13 protein-coding genes and 1 pseudogene are annotated in these 17,880 nt (G+C 50.7%); 3 read left to right on the top strand and 11 right to left on the bottom strand.

Translation table 11 applies throughout. The annotated features are described in order from the left end of the window. Positions 1–46 precede the first annotated feature (46 nt). A pseudogene (locus JSQ80_RS19995) lies at positions 47–454 on the top strand (calcium:cation antiporter); the annotation flags it as partial. Between the two features lie 123 nt (positions 455–577). Here the strand turns inward: JSQ80_RS19995 and JSQ80_RS19990 are convergent. From JSQ80_RS19990 to JSQ80_RS19970, 5 genes are all read right to left on the bottom strand, one after another. Then, a complete protein-coding gene (locus JSQ80_RS19990; RefSeq protein ID WP_087432706.1) occupies positions 578–865 on the bottom strand; it encodes an Fpa/YlaN family protein in 288 nt (95 codons plus the stop codon). A 157-nt stretch (positions 866–1,022) separates the two neighbouring features. Beyond that, positions 1,023–1,265, bottom strand: coding sequence for an HPr family phosphocarrier protein (locus tag JSQ80_RS19985; RefSeq protein WP_019424839.1), 243 nt, complete (start codon positions 1,263–1,265; stop codon positions 1,023–1,025). Positions 1,266–1,376: 111 nt separating this feature from the next. Continuing rightward, positions 1,377–2,492, bottom strand: coding sequence for an aminopeptidase (locus JSQ80_RS19980; RefSeq protein ID WP_206096445.1), 1,116 nt, complete (start codon positions 2,490–2,492; stop codon positions 1,377–1,379). Between the two features lie 110 nt (positions 2,493–2,602). Continuing rightward, positions 2,603–3,430 carry a hypothetical protein gene (locus tag JSQ80_RS19975; RefSeq protein ID WP_206096444.1) on the bottom strand — a complete coding sequence of 276 codons (828 nt, stop codon included), beginning with the start codon at positions 3,428–3,430 and terminating at the stop codon, positions 2,603–2,605. 130 nt (positions 3,431–3,560) lie between these two features. Beyond that, on the bottom strand, positions 3,561–5,531 hold the full coding sequence (locus tag JSQ80_RS19970; RefSeq protein WP_206096443.1) for a sensor domain-containing diguanylate cyclase: 1,971 nt from the start codon (positions 5,529–5,531) through the stop codon (positions 3,561–3,563). A 381-nt stretch (positions 5,532–5,912) separates the two neighbouring features. Between JSQ80_RS19970 and rpsD the strand changes: the two genes are divergently transcribed. Both rpsD and JSQ80_RS19960 read left to right on the top strand, forming a co-directional pair. Beyond that, positions 5,913–6,512 (top strand): 30S ribosomal protein S4, encoded by a 600-nt coding sequence (gene rpsD, locus JSQ80_RS19965; protein ID WP_087432702.1) that lies wholly within the window; start codon positions 5,913–5,915, stop codon positions 6,510–6,512. 286 nt (positions 6,513–6,798) lie between these two features. Further along, positions 6,799–9,969: a penicillin-binding protein 1A gene (locus JSQ80_RS19960; RefSeq protein ID WP_206096442.1), complete on the top strand. Its 3,171-nt coding sequence runs from the start codon at positions 6,799–6,801 to the stop codon at positions 9,967–9,969. Positions 9,970–10,071: 102 nt separating this feature from the next. On the opposite strand, the gene JSQ80_RS19955 is transcribed toward JSQ80_RS19960, so the two are convergent. The 6 genes from JSQ80_RS19955 to acsA form a co-directional block, all read right to left on the bottom strand. Then, positions 10,072–10,911 (bottom strand): PRD domain-containing protein, encoded by an 840-nt coding sequence (locus JSQ80_RS19955; protein WP_206096441.1) that lies wholly within the window; start codon positions 10,909–10,911, stop codon positions 10,072–10,074. A gap of 59 nt (positions 10,912–10,970) precedes the next feature. After that, entirely contained in the window at positions 10,971–12,401 is a 1,431-nt protein-coding gene (locus JSQ80_RS19950; protein ID WP_206096440.1) for a PTS transporter subunit EIIC, read from the bottom strand. A gap of 72 nt (positions 12,402–12,473) precedes the next feature. Continuing rightward, positions 12,474–13,331, bottom strand: coding sequence for a carbohydrate ABC transporter permease (locus JSQ80_RS19945; protein WP_206096439.1), 858 nt, complete (start codon positions 13,329–13,331; stop codon positions 12,474–12,476). Positions 13,332–13,359: 28 nt separating this feature from the next. Continuing rightward, complete coding sequence (locus JSQ80_RS19940; protein ID WP_206097666.1) at positions 13,360–14,283, bottom strand: carbohydrate ABC transporter permease; 924 nt, start codon at positions 14,281–14,283, stop codon at positions 13,360–13,362. 123 nt (positions 14,284–14,406) lie between these two features. Beyond that, the gene (locus JSQ80_RS19935; RefSeq protein WP_206096438.1) at positions 14,407–15,798 is read right to left on the bottom strand and encodes an extracellular solute-binding protein; all 1,392 of its coding nucleotides are present in this window, start codon (positions 15,796–15,798) and stop codon (positions 14,407–14,409) included. Positions 15,799–16,020: 222 nt separating this feature from the next. Further along, positions 16,021–17,745, bottom strand: a complete 1,725-nt coding sequence (acsA, locus tag JSQ80_RS19930; RefSeq protein WP_206096437.1) for an acetate--CoA ligase — start codon at positions 17,743–17,745, stop codon at positions 16,021–16,023. Positions 17,746–17,880 lie beyond the last annotated feature (135 nt).

Genomic DNA, 17,880 nt, shown 5'->3' with positions numbered 1-17,880 from the left:
CGGGAAGTTTTCAAAAAAATTCAAGATCACGTTAGGAGTGATCGATCTGGGCAACCGATTATTTTTCGTGCCTCTCATCGCAACCTTCGTTTTAAGTGAGCAGGGCACTATTTGCATTGGAATATGACGCTGCAGTTTGCCATATCCGCACTAGCGATCATTTTTGTGGCTGGATTCCTCGGACGGGCTACGGAGAGTGTGTTCCATTATGCCGGACAACGCTTGGGCGGATTTCTGAACGCTAGTTCGGCAACGCGGCGGAGCTCATCATTTCGATTTTTCTTGTGCGCGATGGTCTGTTCGATATGGTTAAAGCCAGCTTGACGGGGCAATCATCGGCAATCTGCTGCTCGTGCTCGGATTAAGCGTGTTCGTGGGCGGTCTGAAATTCAAGACGCAGCGCTTCAATACGGACTTGGCCGGGATGAATGGTTCCCTGATGCTGCTCGCCGTCTACATAATTTTGGGTGTGTCCTTCTACTTGGTATAAGAGGATGCAATAAAAAAAGCTTGGGGCTCATTGTCCCAAGCTTTCTTGTTCTGTTTATCCTCGCATTTTTCCGTCCGCTGCTCTCTATTATTCCGCCTTGTTCAAAGCTTCATATAGGATTGCGAGGTTACGCTCTAACTTGCTGACAAGCTGCCTGCCTACGTTCTCCTGAACTAAGCCAGCCCGAACGGCAAAGTCCACTTGCCGAGAAAAACCATACATCTGCGTATCCAGCACTTCCTCATAGAGAGGGCAGTAACGCGTCGCCAAGTTCTCCATTTGAACTTGAATGAGCTTCTCTATTTGATGCGCCTCATCTTCAAGCAAAGCGAGCGCTTTGTCATTAATCTGTTGTACCACATTCGACGAAGACATGCCTGATTTCCCCCCTATGACTTGAAGTCACGATTGTTCTATTTCTAATATTAGACGATCATGACTTGTAACACAAGATGCTCGGCAAACTTCTGTGATCATCCGCACAACTTGGATATACAAAAGAGCCGGAACGAGGTCGTTCCGGCTCTGCTTGTTATTCAGCTACCACTGTAACGTTCAATCCATGTTTAGCGAATACTTCAGCCATTGCCGCCTTCGCTTCATCAACATCAGGGCCATGTACGTGAAGCTCATACGCTTGGTTGCCTACGAGTGTCGTAAACAGGCCAAGAATGCTCTTTACATCAATGTATTTGTTGTCGGCTTGCAACACAATCGAAGATCTGAATTTGTTGGCTGTTTGCGAGATTTCCACAATTGCTGAGTTATTGGACATCGAAATCCCTCCGTCATCGAATGAATCTTGTCAATACTTCCATTCCATCATACCGTGAATAAGATGCTGGGCGCAAGCTATAATCCGCTTAAAACGCCCGTTAAATTTGTACTACTTCAAATGCTCGTGATTCAAGCACTCCAACTCAGAAATGACAAACCGACCATCCTTGCGCACGAGCACGTCATCAAAGTACATTTCGCCCCCGCCATACTCCGGCCGCTGGATAAGCACCAGATCCCAATGGATGGACGAGCGGTTGCCATTGTCCGCTGTTTCATACGCTTGTCCAGGAGTAAAATGAATGCTGCCGGCAATTTTTTCATCGAACAAAATATCTTTCATCGGATGCAAAATGTAAGGATTGACCCCAATCGCAAATTCCCCGATGTGGCGCGCGCCTTCATCCGAATCCAAAATATCGTTCAACCGTTTTGTATCGTTGCTCGTCGCTTCCACAATTTTTCCGTTTTCAAAGCGGAACTGGACATTTTCAAACGTAAAGCCATTATAAATGGACGGTGTATTGTAAGATAACGTCCCGCTCACCGAGTCACGCACCGGAGCGGTATATACTTCTCCATCCGGGATGTTGCATTGTCCGGAGCACTTGACGGAACCGATGCCTTTAATGGAGAACGTCAGATCCGTGCCCGGACCGGCCAAACGCACTTTGTCCGTTCGATCCATCAACGATTTCAGCGCGTCCATCGCCTTGTCCATCTTCGAATAGTCCAAGTTGCACACATCAAAATAGAAATCTTCAAATGCTTCCGTTGACGTGTTGGCCAATTGGGCCATCGATGCGTTCGGATAACGCAGCACCACCCATTTCGTGCGCTTCACGCGCTCTTCCATATGTACGGGATGGGAATAGATGGATTCGTATAGTTTCATTTTATCTTTAGGCACATCTGCCAACTCGTTAGCGTTTTCTCCTGCGCGAATTCCAATATAACCCTGCATATTTTGCATACGCAGCAAATCGTACTCCGCCCATGTTTCCATCTGCTCTTTCGTAGCGTTCATCAGCATGGACCGGAGCACGGCGCGATCTGTCAGCTGCACGAACGGACGGCCGCCGCGCTTCGCAATCTCATCCACTACCAATTTAACCAGTTCTCGCTCCGAGCCAATCATCTCAACCAATACGTTTTCTCCCGGTTGCACATCAATGGAATATCCAACCAAGTTTTTTGCCAATTGTTCCAATCGCGGGTCTTTCATGTTACGTTTCCTCCTCGGCCGGTATAAAATAAAACGAATCCTTCCCATTGTAACATGATGATACGGGGAAGTCAGCGCATTCGCGGCCACGAGTGCCCGCCAATCCTCATTTAAGGATAGATGAACCGTGATTTCACATGAATGGTTTCTTTTCTCGGCTGATTTTGTTCCGTATACAAAGCGGTAATCCACCCTTCCATATAAGCGGGCAACGATTGGCGCCGCTCTACCCAAATCCTGTATTTCGCTTGCACCTTCGCTTCATTCAGCCGTTGGCGCAGCTCTTTCCGCCCCTCATCAGCAATAGTTTTCAGCTTCGCCTGAAGGTCCTTGCGCTCACGCTGGCTAAGCGGCGTCTTCACTTGATTGAGTTGCACATTGGGAATGACCAAACGGTTGAAGTCTTCTTCAATTTGGGCGGTATAAATCCGTTTGGCGTCTTCGTCGGACAGGTATACTTCCAGCGCGATCAAGTCTTTCGCTTGCTTGCCGCCCAGAGCTTCCGGCACCTTCGATGCGCCGTTCTCCCGGGACGCTCCTTGCGTTGCCGCATGAGCCTGCTCCAGACGTTCGACCTTCTTCTGCGGAATTTTTTTCAACTCATCCAGCTGCTTCAGCGGATTCCACCTTTTCTCTGTCGTCGTGTGCTCCGCTTGCGGACTGAGACGCATGTGGATCCCTTTATGCTGCCGGACTTCTCCTTCATAACGGAATTGCTTCGTCACGATCATGTCTTCTCCAACCCGAAGTTCAGCCTCTCCATCGAAGCGAAGCTGGTCTTGACCGGCCATCCCGCTTAACGCTCTGTCCAGCAGCACGTTCGGCGGCGTCTTCGAGGCCGGGAGACACCCTGTACCCGCTGTCACCAGCAGGATGACGGCAAGCGGCAAGCTCACTGCTCGCTTCATCCGTCCATATCGGGGAAATTTCTGTAGCATGTGCCCCCACCCTTCATCATTCACAAAGCCGTAGTTCAATTCAGCTCTAAACATTTCACGATGTTATGCCGAAATAAGAAAGAGATGGGTCATGACCCATCTCTACTATCGTCTCACACGCGATTTGGCTTTATGCATATGAATTGCTGATGCGAATCTGGTTACGCCCGCTGTTCTTCGCTTGATAGAGGGCCATATCGGCACGATAGAACAGCGATTCGACGCTGATTTTCTCGTCTTGCCAATTCCACTCTGCTATGCCGCACGATACGGTAACTTGCGGGTTGGTTTCATTCGCGACACGCGAACGGATTCGTTCCGCTACGCGTATCGTCTGGCTGACATTGAGCTGGGGCAAATAGATCGCGATTTCTTCTCCGCCCCATCGCGCAGCGATATCCGTTTCACGAATGGAAGAGCGAATAATTTGGCTGACTTGATTTAATATTTTATCACCGGTTTGGTGTCCATACGTATCATTGATTTGCTTGAAATAATCAATATCTACAATAATGAGCGAACCGCAAAAATCGCTCTTCTGCTGCCGGTCAATTTGTTTGTCCAGATAATGGCGCGCATAAAGGCCAGTCAACTGATCCTTATTGGCCAAATGCTTCACACGGGCGTGCAGCGTCGCATTGGCGATCGCCAGCCCGATATGCGTGGCAAGCATTTGCAGCAATTTCAAATTATCATAAGTGAAAAATTGCGGCCGCTTGTCCGCCAACACAACAATGCCTACCATTTCACCGCTGCCGAACAGAGGGGCGGCAATTACGGAATGGAGGCCCAGCTTCTCAAAAAAATGCATGCGTGTCGGCGATTGCTCTCTGCTATCGGACACGATGACGGAATCACGCATCGAATGCATGTATCCGAATAATCCTTCATCTGACGGGAAATGCGCTCCGTCGAATTCGTCCAGATTGCACGAAACGACCTCAAAACGCTTCTTATCATCATTCAGCTGCAGCAGCACGCAAAATTCCGCCTTGAATACCCGCAGCAATTCGTGGGTCGCATCGCGGAACACATCTCGCAAGCGCAAGCTCTGGTTAATTCGTTTGGTCAAATCATTAATAAAACGCAATTCTTGAATCACTTCATTCGATTGTTCATGCAGCCGCGCATTCTCGAAGGCAGTGCCTGCCGTTTCGACGATGAGCTGAATCAGCTGAATGTCTGACGGATCGGGCGACTCCATCGGCAGACTTATCTTAAGCACTCCATATGAGCCTTGCTTGCCGCACAGGGCAAATGCCACTTCTGTACGTTCGCCTGTATCGGAACGGCGGTAGCATACTTCCCCCTTCATGAAGGCTTCCATGACAATCGGGTCGCTCCATGGCTTGAATAAGAGCGTCTTCACTTGCGGATTCACGCTGCTGTGATCCTGTGATAAATACACTTCAATACCAGCTTCCGGCACAAGAAGCTCTACACTCTCCATGATTTGCGACAAAACCGCGTCCACATCGATCCGATCATGCATGTGGCGTATAACATGATAGAGGACATCACGGCGTTTGGATTCGCGTTCCACTTCACGTTGCGTATAGATTAGCTCTTCAATAAACATATATTCAAATCTGCGGTAAAATTGAGTTCGCAATGTGTGCACCCATAATTCAAACAGCGCTTCTGCGCCATCCGCAGATGGCTTGTTCAGCCGGCATACGGCCACCGCAAAGCAGTCTTGTCCCAATCGTGACTTCAACGGGCAGGCTACATAGCATCTGCTCCCGCTTCCTTCACACATGACGATTCGCCGGTCGCGCAGGGAAAGCTCCGCCGCTTGCCGCGCGTCGTCATGATGCTGCAATTCGCCATCGCCGGCAATCCACTTGCCGGTATAGTCATAAAGCGCTATATCTCCCTGAACGGTGAACGAATCCGTGGGAGCGTCTTCACGCCAGTCTGCATATGCAGTCTGCAATAGCCGTTCAATATACGGGAAGTCGTGTACGGTTATATCACGCTGCAGCAACCAGCCGTCCAGCTCCGGGTGTCGATCACGACGCCCGAGCTCGAAGGGCTCGTTCGAGCCTATGACGGTAGGTTCTGATTCAATTTGCTGGTGGTGGAGTTGACGTTCCGTCATCCTCTTCTCCTTCTATAGAAAGGTTAGTCTCCAACTATCATACAATATTTTTCAATTAAAATGTACTAAATCAACATAACCTTTTAAACTTTTTTGGGTCATAAGAACCATGTCGAAAGATGCATTCTTTTGCTGAAGATATTTGTCGAACGATTGTTTTTGACCGGATTGGCAATTCAAACTTGACATACTACTGCTTCTTCTTATAATATTATGTGATGTATATGGGAGAAGCTGTTGTGTCACCCTCACGAATTTCATCGCCGGCCGGGCTGCGGCTGAACACCTCGCGCCGGAGCTGCGCTTTTTGCAGCATTGCATGAAATTCGGCGCAAAGAGACCCCACAATCTAAATTCGATTGAGAAGGAGTCAACTTTAATATGGCACGTTACACAGGTCCTAAATTTAAATTAAGCCGTCGTCTCGGAATCTCTCTGAGCGGCACAGGCAAAGAATTGAAACGCGCGTATCCTCCAGGACAACATGGTCCGGGACAACGCAAGAAATTGAGCGGTTACGGTGTTCAATTGCAAGAAAAGCAAAAGCTCCGCCACATGTATGGCTTGGGCGAGAAGCAATTCCGCAACTTGTTCAACCGCGCAACCAAAATGCCGGGTATCCCGGGTGAGAACTTCATGTTCTTGCTTGAGAGCCGCTTGGACAACTTGGTATACCGTCTTGGTTTCTCCAACTCCCGTGCCGGAGCGCGCCAATTGGTATCTCACGGTCACGTGACTGTGAACGGCAAGAAAGTCGATATCGCGTCCTACCTCGTATCTACTGGTGACGTTATCGGCTTGCGCGAAAGAAGCCGCGGTTTGAAAGTGATCAAAGAGGCGATCGAAGGCCGCCATCACTTGCCAAACTACTTGGAATTCAATGAAGCTGCTGTTGAAGGCAAATATGTTCGTTTGCCTGAGCGCGGCGAGTTGTCCCAAGACATCGATGAAAAACAAATCGTCGAGTTGTACAGCCGATAAGACTATCGCTTACCACGAGACAGTCGCCATCCTTTGCAGGGTGGCGACTTTTTTCATTTTACTGAACAAAACAGGTTCAGCAAACCAATAAAGCTATCTTGTTCGATGCATTTCCCCCGCAGCCCGCAAGGCAGAATCCGACCGGCACGCGACCTGAAGCATAGGCCGTTAGGCCTTGTCCCGCCGCCTGTTTAACGCTAACCATCCGCTAACAAAAGTGACATCTACCCAAACAAATTTTATGGTATAATGGAAAGCGCTGCAATTATTAAGGAGGAAAAAATGCATGGTTGAGGAGAAATTGACGGAGAATGACGACCAACCGACGAGGAAAAGGTCAATTGGTCGCCGAATTTGGTCCGTTATTAAGTGGCTCATGCTGTTCGGCCTGCTATGCGGCTTGTTCGTTGGTGGTGCAGGCGTCGGTTACGTCACATCCTTAGTCAAGGATGAACCGATTCGCCCGCGTGAATTGATTGAGCAGAAAATTCAAGAAAACGCCGTTACGGGCTTTGTCTATTTTAATGACGGCACTCAAATCGGACAGCTGCGTACCGAGGAAGACCGACGTCCCGTCTCCTTGAAAGAAATACCGCAATCCGTCATCGATGCTTTAATCGCAACCGAAGACAATCGTTTCTTCGAGCATATGGGCATTGATATTAGAGGTCTGTCTCGTGCCGTGCTGCAAAAGGTTTTGAAACAACCGGTGCAAACAGGAGGCAGTACGCTCACACAGCAATTGGCAAGACGAGTATTTCTCAATTTAGACCGCACCGATAGCCGTAAAGCCAAAGAAATTCTATTGTCCTTGCGCATGGAACGCGTCCTGTCCAAGGAAGAAATCATAACGGCCTACTTAAACAAAGTGCCGTTCGGCAACGGTTCGACAGGGTATAACCTGTATGGAATCAAGGCGGCAGCCAAAGGAATTTTCAACATTGATAATTTGGATCAACTCAATATTGCGCAGTCTGCTTATTTAGCTGGGCTTCCGCAGCTTCCTTCCGCTTATTCCGCCTTCAACGGGAAGGGCGAACCGAACGAGAAAGGGTTGACCCGCGCCATAGAACGCCAGAAATTAGTACTCAAGCGCATGCTTGAGGAACACAAAATTACGCAGCAGCAATATAACGAAGCCACGGCGTTCGACATTCGCGCTTCGATTGCGAAACCAAAAGAGAAAGCTTATGCTACATATCCTTATCTGATGCTGGAAGCAGAGCGCGCTGCGGCCGAAGTTCTTTTGCTCCAACAGAATCCGGGACTCACCAAAGCGGATCTGCGCAAGCGCGAGAACAACGAGTTAATACAAAACGCGCGCGAGCAGTTGCTTCGGGGCGGGTATTTGGTCTACACCACGATTGACAAAAACATATACAGCGCGATGAAGCGTGTATCGGACAACAAGGACAACTTCTCCCCCCGGAGCGATACGAAGGGCGAGGAGCAGGTCGCCGCGCTTATGCTCGATCACCGGTCCGGCGCCATTCTCGGCATGATTGAAGGCCGTGATTTCTATCTGGAGCAGATGAACTTCGCGACGCAGATGCTGCGTCAGCCGGGCTCCACCATGAAGCCGCTCGCCGCCTATTTGCCGGCGATTGAAGAAGGCAAGGTGCAGCCTGCCACGATACTGGACGATGCGCCGATGGTGCTGAAGGACGGTTCGAAGGGGTACCACATTCCGGGCAACGCCAACGGGCGCTATCAAGGCCTTGTGACTGCACGCGATGCGCTAAGCCAATCGCTTAACCTGCCAGCGCTCAATATTTACATTGAGAAGCTCGGAGTGAAGAAGGCGCTCGACTTCGTGCAGAAGCTGGGCATTACAACCATTCAGCCGGAAGACTATTATGCGCAAACCGGCGTAATCGGCGGTCTGCGCTACGGGGTAACGGTCGAGGAAATCACTAATGCGTTTGGAACCATAGCGAATGAAGGAGTATTCAATGACGCTTATTTGATTTCAAAAATCGTGGATTCCAAAGGGAATATCGTGTATCAGCACAAGGCGGATCCGCAAACGGTCGTGTCGAAGCAAAGCGCCTACTTGATGACCGATATGATGAAGTCAGTCATCTCCGGTCCGAGAGGTACGGGCCGGCGCGTCAAATCCGAGTTCAACCAATATGGCTCGGTCGAAGTCGCGGCCAAGACCGGTTCGACTCAGAACTATGCAGACACGTGGTTTGTCGGATATACGCCTGATGTCACGATGGGCGTCTGGGTCGGTTACGATCAGCCGATTCACGTCTTGAACCGCAGCGCCTACTCACGTTCAACCGAAATCTGGTCGAAAGTGATGAACGAAGTGACGAAGGCCAAGCCTGATTTGTTGGAGACGAAGGAATTCAAGCGTCCGGACGGCATCGTGAGCATGACGGTGTCTGGATATAGCGGCAAGCTGCCAGACGAATTGACCCGCCAAGCCGGCCGCTATGTGACTGATATTTTCAACCGCAAATATATACCGACGGAAAAAGAAGATGTGCTCGTACGGGCGAAATACATTACCTATGACGGAGTTAACTACATTCCGCAGGAAAGTACGCCCGATGATATGACGCGGGAGAAGGTCGTTATTAAGCGCGAGAAGCCGATTCAAGAGCTTGTCGAGGAACTGAAGAAGGCGCTCGCTCACCTGTCATCCAGCAGCCGCCGCCGTTCGTTATCAAGCTATTTGCCGGAAGATGCCACTTCGGATGCGCCAGCGAAGGTTGACCCGCGCAAAGATGACGGGAAAGCGCCCAACGCTCCGGGGAACGTTACTATCGAAGCGCTCGGAGACGGGACGGTTCGCATCAGCTTCTCCCCAAGCGGCAGTTCAGACGTCGTTGGCTATAGGCTGTACCGCTCGTTAAACGGCGGAGCGTTCCAGCGGGCTGACGGAACGGTGTTGACGGGCGATGAGCTGCGGTTCAAAAATTACGTATCCGCAGGCAAGCAATACGGGTACTACGTGACTGCTGTAGATGTCGGCGGTCATGAATCCGAGCCGTCAGCAACTGTTCAATGGGGGGACGGCGCTCCAATCGAACCAGCCAATCCACCCGAACAGACCGATACGGGAGAAGGTTCGCCTGATTCTGGGGATCCGACGCAGACCGATGGCGGAGAACAGCCTGATGACGGCGGGTCAGCAGCCAATAATAACGGCGGTTCCGCCGGTAACGAAGAACCGCCGGCAGCAGCCGGTCCTCCGGGCAAACCGAGTGGACTCAAATCCTCGCTTACGGACATGGGAGTAAAGCTGTCCTGGAAGGCTTCCTCCAACAATCCAAGCGAGTACCGTATTTATTTCAGCGCGAGCAGCAGCGGCTCATTTGAGCAGATCGGCTCTTCACCGACGCCAGGGTTCGAACTGATTACGATGACGCCGGCAGGCTGGTATCGAGTCTCCGCAGTGAACGATGCCGGAGAATCCGAATCAACCGCCGCGGTCAAAGTTCAGTAACGGGCATTCATTCCGTTACACATAGCAAGAGGACAGGATGCATGTAGCAGCCCTGTCCTCTTTTTTATGCAGCCATTCATGAAGTCCTTCTGAATACGCACCTTAGAGAACGAAGTTCTGACGTTGAACCAAGCGCTCCAGATGCATCGTTAGAAATCCGATTTCCTCCGCGGGCACGGGCTTCATCACTCCGTCAGCAATCGCTCCGGCCAGCACGATTGCTTTTTCGAACGTATCCTCATATTCTTGCCGAATCTGAACCAGCAGCGAATTATTCAAGGTCTTTCCTGCCTTCACTCTGTCAATCAGCCCTTTTACATGTCCGATAAACAGGACGGTCGACAGGGATTCATCAAAACGGATGCCTATCTTCTTGCCTTCTTCCAACACTTTGGAAATGATCTTGATTTCAGAAATGGCATGTCCTCCCTTCTCCCTCTGCCTTGCCCCATGAAAATGCATCGCCAAAAATGCAACTTCATCCGGCGGCAGCTCCACATCAAGCTGCTCGTTCAAATATTCAACCGCATGCTCCGCAACGCGGTACTCATCCCGGTATAAATGCTGAATTTCAAACATGAACGGATTGCGAATGAAAAGACCGCGCTGCGTGCGCTCAATAGCCAAATTAATATGATCCACTAACGACGCATGAATCGTTTCGGAGAAGTCGCCCTCCAAATGCCCTTGAGCAAAGGCGATCACTTCCTCCACGACTCCGATAATTTTGAAATCGACAGCATTCAAAATATGCTCATAATGTTCCAGAACCGCAGAGGTTTGCAGCAAAAATTCTTGTTTGATGTCCGTCTCATTGACGGGCATGCCCGGTTTTCTTTGAAACCCAATCCCCTTGCCGAAAACGATGGAGTTCTTACCCGTTGACAGCTTGGTCATGACAACGTTATGAGATAGGATATGAACAATTTTGCGTTCAATCATTTGACTTCCCCTCCATCTGATCCTGAAACGTCCACTCCGCTCTATGCCAATCCTATGCGCTACCCATTGATATATGCAGCTACGCCAAGTCTCTGCTCTATTTTTTCACGCAATATATCGGAATCGGTTCCCATAATAATATGAACATGTCCTGTCGCCATTCGCATGAAGCCAAAGGCCCCCAGCCTCAACAGTCCGGCTTCATCCACTTTCGCATCGTCCCACAGCTGCAGCCGCAGCCTCGTAATGCAGGCATCCGCAGAACGAATGTTGCCCATCCCGCCGACACATCCAATAATTTGCTCCAGCTTGCTTTCCAGCTCCTCAGACAGCAGTCCTGTCGGCTCAACCGCTTCATGGAACGTTGTCTCGCGCCTGCCCGGCGTCTGCAGATGAAATACTTTAATGGCAAGGGCAGCCACGGTGTAATACAATCCAAAGTAAATGAGTCCCAACAATAGGAGCAGCCACATATGGCGGCCATTCGTCCACGTAATGACCATATCGATAAACCCGGCGGAAAATCCAAAGCCAGCCCGTATATCAAGCCATGCCGCCAACATCATCGCAATCCCGGTTAACACCGCATGGATGGCATACAACAAGGGAACGGTCAGCAAAAAGGCAAACTCGAGCGGCTCCGTAATTCCCGTCAAAAAGCTCGTTAACGATGCGGTCAGCATAATCGAGGCGATGCGCTTGCGTTCCTCGCGGTGCGCGGCATGAACGATGGCCAAGGCATAGCCTGGAAGCCCGAACATCATGACGGGGAAAAAGCCTGTCATAAAGAGGCCGGCTGTCGGATCGCCTGCGTGGAATCTCCACATATCGCCGCGTATGATGCTGCCGGCCGAATTCGTGAATTCGCCGATTTGAAACCATGCGATATTATTCAAAATATGATGCAGCCCCGTAGGGATAAGCAGGCGGTTCAATATGCCGTAAACCCCCGCCCCCCATTCCCCGGACGTCATCGCTCCCGTGCCCACTTCCCGGATCAGTTGCTGCACTGCAGGCCAAATGAACCCCACTCCGACTCCGGCAACGACCATAACAAGCGAAGTAATAAGCGGCACAAACCGTTTTCCGCCGAAAAATCCTAATGCCTCCGGCAGTTTAATTTGATGAAACCGCTGATACAGCCACGCGGCAAGACCGCCGCAAATCATGCCCCCAAGCACGCCCGTATCGAGCTCGGCGCCGGCTCCTGCTTCAAAATGCTTCAACACATTCGTAAATACGAAATAGCCTACCGCCGCCGCCAGTGCGGCTACACCTTGGCCGGAAGTCAACCCAATCGCCACGCCGATGGCAAAAAAAACCGGCAGGTTCCCAAAAATGGCATCGCCCCCTAGCTTGCAGACACTGGCAAAAGCCGCAAGCCAAGGGGCCTCAAATTGAAATTGTCCGATTCGAACCAAGATTGACGCAGCGGGAAGCACTGCAATCGGAATCATGAGCGAACGCCCGATCTGCTGCATACAAGACATCAATCGCATGCTCCGCACCTACTTTAAGAGGTTGTTCAATGAGTCCCCTTTTGATCTCGCACTTCAGTTACCTTATTTCACGGCTCCCGCCATCATTCCGCTCGTGATCTGTCTTTGGAAGATCGTATATAAGATAAGAACCGGCACGATGGATAGCAGCAGTCCCGCAAACAAAGCTCCCCACTCGGTACGGTATTGCATTTCCGCCTGCATGACCGCAATACCGACAGGAATCGTATATTTGGCAGGATCGTTCACAAGCACCGTACCGATAATATATTCGTTCCAAATGTTCAATACGTTCATCATGCCTACCGAAATAATCCCGGGCTTGGCCAGCGGAAGCATGATGCGAAAGAACACGCCGTAATGGGAGCTGCCGTCGATTGAAGCCGCTTCATCCAGCTCTGTGGGCATCGATTTGAAAAATCCGACTAGCACAAATATGCCGAAGGGCAAATTAATAGCGGTATAAACAAGACTAAGACCGAACAGCGAATTATCGAGCCCTAGATCGGACAACAGGAAAAATAATGGAATCAATCCTAATATAAGCGGAATCATCATGCTGGCTAAGTAGAGGTTATACAAGGCAAGGCTGCCGCGGAACGGAAAACGCGCAATGATGTAAGAGGTCGTGGATGCCAGCAACAACGCCAAACCCGTACTCGCAATCGTCACCAGGAGGGAATTCATAAAATACGTTCCTAAATTGTAATTGTTCCAGACGTTCGCGAAGTTGTCCCAGCGAAACGGCCAATCCGGCAGGCTCCAGGGTGCATCGAGCATAAATTGCTGATTGCTCTTTAACGATCCGAGAACGGTCCAAATGAGCGGATAAATGACGCAGATGCTCCACACCGCCATGAATGTGTAGAGCAACCAGCGGATGACGGGGTTGTTATGCTTATGCTGCCGTGCAGGTTGCAAATCGATCGCCCCCTTCTGTATAAGAGTATTAGGCCAACTCCACCGCATCTCTGCGCATAAGGCGCTGCAACGCCAAAGTCGTAATTAACGACAGGATAAGAATAAGGACGCCGATAGCGGAAGCATAGCCGAAATGGTATTGCCGGAAGCCCATTTGATACAAGTAAGAGCCCATCACCTGCGTTGAGTTGTCCGGTCCCCCTTCCGTCATCATCCATACGATGACGAAGGAGCCATTCAGCGTCGTCATGACGACCCACAGAATGGAGACTTTAATCTGCTCCCATGCAAGCGGCATCGTAATCCGCCAAAATTGCTGCCACTCCTGCGCGCCATCGATGCTTGCCGCCTCGTACAAATCTTTTGGAATATTCAATATGGCCGCGATGACGAGAATCATGACAAATCCGATCCCTGCCCAAATCGAGGGCGGCAGAAGCATCCATATCGCGAGCTTTGTATCGCCGAGCCATGGTGTCTGCACCTTCCCGTCCGTAAACAAGGACAGAAAAGAATTCAAAAATCCGATGCTCGGATTGTAAATGTAATTCCACAGCACTCCGATGACAACCACGGATAATATGTTCGGAATAAAAAAGACGGACCGGAAAAATCCGGTTCCACGCAGCCGGAACCTTGTCAATACGACGGCGAACATTACACCTAGTCCGACAATGCCGATCACTTTCCAAAATACGAGGAAATAGTCGTTTGCAATCGCCGTGCTGATAATCGGATCCGTAAGCATTTCCTTATAGTTGTCGAATCCAATGAAGTTTTTCGTCTCCGAGCCTCCAGACCAATCGGTAAAGCTGAAATAGAGTCCGTGAAAAATCGGATATATCATAAATAAGCAAAAAAACAACAACGTCGGTACGGTGAACACGAGCATGAACATGTTTCGTTTCGTCTTCCAGGTGAAGCCGCGGGGCGCTTCCGGCTTACCCGGCATGCCTGCCCCAGGTGGCGCGCTGTTCACGCATGTCTCCCTCCATTTCACATTGTATTGGGAATGATGCATGCGGCGGACAGCCGCACACATCCGGTTCCTAGCGCATTCGCCTCGTCTTTGCCGTTATTTTCGCGCCTTCGCTGCCGCCTTCTCCATCCGATCCATCCATTCTTCAGGCGTGATGCTGCCGGTCATAAGCGCAAGCGTAGAATCTTGCTTCACCTTGTCTACATCCGCATTCAGTTGCACGTAAGGCGCTACGATCGTATTGTCAGACTCGTAAAATTTCATCGCCGACTTCACGAGGGCGCTTGCATTGGAATTGTCGAGATCTGCTTTCAGATTGCCCAGAGATCCAGTCTGTTCCGCCCATGTGACAGCCGACTGCTTCGTGAGCAAAAATTCCAAGAAAGCTTTTGCCGCGGCAGGGTTTTTCGCTTTCTTCGCAATGCCGACCGTTGCCGTAAACGGTATCGCGATGTATTTGCCCCCTGCCGACTGCGTAATGGAAGGGATGAAACCGAATTCAAAACCTTGCGGCACATCCTTCTGCATTTCATTTTCCAGCCAAAGACCGTTCGGAATAAATGCATTTTTATGCTGGAGGAACAGCATCTGCGAATCGATGTGGTTAATCGGTGCCGAGGCTGGATCAATGATGCCGGCATCCCTCATTCGCACCATTTGCGCCAACGCTTTCTTTACCGGTTCGCTCTTGAAGATACCCTCTTTCAGCGCTGCCATTTCGAGTAAGATCGACGTATCGTCATTGTTGTTCACGACAAACGCCGAATCCAGAATGCCGCTGGTGAAATAGTACGGGTATTTTCCTGTGTAAATAAGCGGCGCATTCACTTTTCCGGAGTCTGCAATCTTTTGGGACTCGCTCAAAAAGCTGTCGAAATCTTTCGGCTCGGCCCATCCATTATCGGCGAATAGCTTCTTATCATAGAACACGCCCCACGAGCCGAATACGAACGGAAGTGTGTAAATTTTGCCGTCATATTCAATCGGCTTCAACAACAGCTCATCCTTGATCATATTGCCATCGGCGTTTTTGGCATCCTTATAATAATCGGTCAAATCCATCAGCTGGTCATCAAGCACCATTTGCGTCGCATTCGATCCCGCACCGTCAATGTATACGAAGTCAGGCGGGTTCCCCTGAATCCAGCGCGGTTTCATCTGATCATTGATTTTGGAGCCTGCCGATTCTTTCAATTTCACATTCGGGTATTTCTTCTGAAATTCCGCCAAAATCATCTTCCAGCCCTGATCGCCGTAGCCGCCCACAAAATATTGGATTTCGAAGTCGCCCGACACTTCATCATTGCCTTTATCTGTATTCCCTTGCTTCGACTCCACTTTCCGCGTCGTCTCTGCGCCATTGCCGTTGCTGCCCGTCGTTTCATTCATCTTGCCGTCTGAATTACAGCCTGCCGCCATCATCGCGGCCAGCACGCATATGATGAGCAGCATCAGGGAATTGCCCCAAGCGGGACGCTTTGCGTTCATAACGGTTGCCCCTCTCCAAATTAGATGATAGTTCTATAAGCAAGCGAGAACTTGGAACGACAAAAAGGGCATACGTTAAGAAGGCAGTCATATTGCGACTGAACTTCCATAACGGATGCCCTTGCGGTAACATGTTATGTCCATTCTTCTATACTTGTCGTTGCGCGTTGCAAATTCGCTTCGCTATTGGGATAATATCCCACGATTATGGATTTGTCAACATTAATCCTCTATCGTTGACAGATCTCCAGTCGGAAGGTTCAATTCCCATGCCTTCAGCACGCGGCGCATGATTTTACCGGAACGCGTCTTTGGCAGTTTGTCCTTGAACTCGATTTCCCGCGGTGCTGAATGAGCGGACAGCCCTTGCTTGACGAATTGGGCAATCTCCGCTTTGAGCTCATCGGAAGGCGTATACCCTTCGCGCAAGGAAATGAACGCCTTGATGATCTCCCCGCGAATCGGGTCCGGCTTGCCGATGACACCGGCTTCCGCCACGGCCGGATGCTCGACCAGCTTGCTCTCGACATCGAATGGACCGACTCGTTCTCCGGACGTGTTGATGACGTCATCGACCCGTCCCTGGAACCAGAAGTAGCCTTCTTCATCCATATACGCGGAATCCCCGGAGATGTACCAGCCGGAGAAGCGAAAATATTCCTCGTATTTGGCCGGGTTGTTCCACACTTTGCGCATCATCGACGGCCACGGCGTGCGAATCGCCAGATTGCCCATGCGATACGGCGGCAGCACGTTGCCTTGATCATCGAGAATAGCCGCTTCGATGCCTGGCACCGGACGTCCCATCGATCCCGGCTTGATCGGCATTGCCGGATAATTGCATATCATATGCGCGCCCGTTTCCGTCATCCACCACGTATCGTGAATGCGATGGTTATACGCTTTCAGCCCCCAGCGCACGACCTCCGGATTCAGAGGTTCGCCTACGGACAGCACATGGCGCAGGCTGGATAAGTCAAAGTTCGCGATGACATCGTTGCCGGCGCCCATCAGCATGCGGAAAGCGGTAGGCGCGCTATACCACACCGTCACTTTATATTTTTCAATCGTGCCGTACCAGTCCTGCGGACTGAAGCGCCCGCCGCGAACGACATTGGTGACGCCGTTCAGCCATGGGGAGAAGATGCCGTAGGACGTCCCGGTGACCCAGCCCGGATCGCCCGTGCACCAGTATACGTCATCCTCCTTCAAATCCAACACGATCTTGCCTGTATAAGCTTGTTGAATCATCACATTTTGGACATGATAGACGCCCTTCGGCTTGCCAGTCGAACCGGACGTATAATGCATAATTAGACCATCTTCCCGCTCCAGCCATTCGATCTCCGCTTCTTCCAGCGCTTCGGCCATCTCGGCGTGATAATCAATCAATCCTTCGTCAGTCTTCACATCGCTGCCGACTACGATAATATGCTTCAATTCAGGCAGGTCGTCACGCTTCACGCGCTGAAGCAGCGTTGACGTCGTGACGATCGCTACTGCGCCGCTGTCCTCCAGCCGGTCTTTGACGGCCGTTTCCATAAATGCCTCAAATAGCGGCCCTACAACCGCCCCCACCTTCAGCACGCCCATAAAGCTGAAATACAGCTCTGGCGTGCGCGGCATAAAGATAAAAACGCGGTCGCCCTTCTGGATGCCGTGCTTGCGCAACACATTGGCAAATTGATTCGTCCTGCGGCGCATATCGTCGTATGTGTACGACTCCTCCCGCTCCGCGTCGATGTAGTGGAGCGCCACCTTGTCTCCGCGTCCATTCGCGACATGACGATCGATCGCTTCGTGCGCCATATTTACTTTTCCGGTGTCATACCAAGTAAATTGCTTCTCCACGTCTTCCCAATTGAAACTGTCCGCCCAATTTTCATAGCTCTGCATATTCGGGTTGCTCGCTGATGCAGCAATGATTTCTCCTTGCACGTTACTCATAGTCGTTTCATCCTCCTATTTCTTTCCCTTCTTTATTGGTCGCTTCAGCCATCGGGCGATTTCAGACGCTGCGATAAAACCGCTTTCAGAAAGCTGTAATTACAAGGACGATGATGTCGTTCGTGCTGTCAAGGG

It is taken from the genome of Paenibacillus apiarius (assembly GCF_017052585.1).
Classification (GTDB): Bacteria; Bacillota; Bacilli; order Paenibacillales; family Paenibacillaceae; genus Paenibacillus_B; species Paenibacillus_B apiarius.
This window is presented reverse-complemented; position numbering and strand designations above follow the sequence as displayed.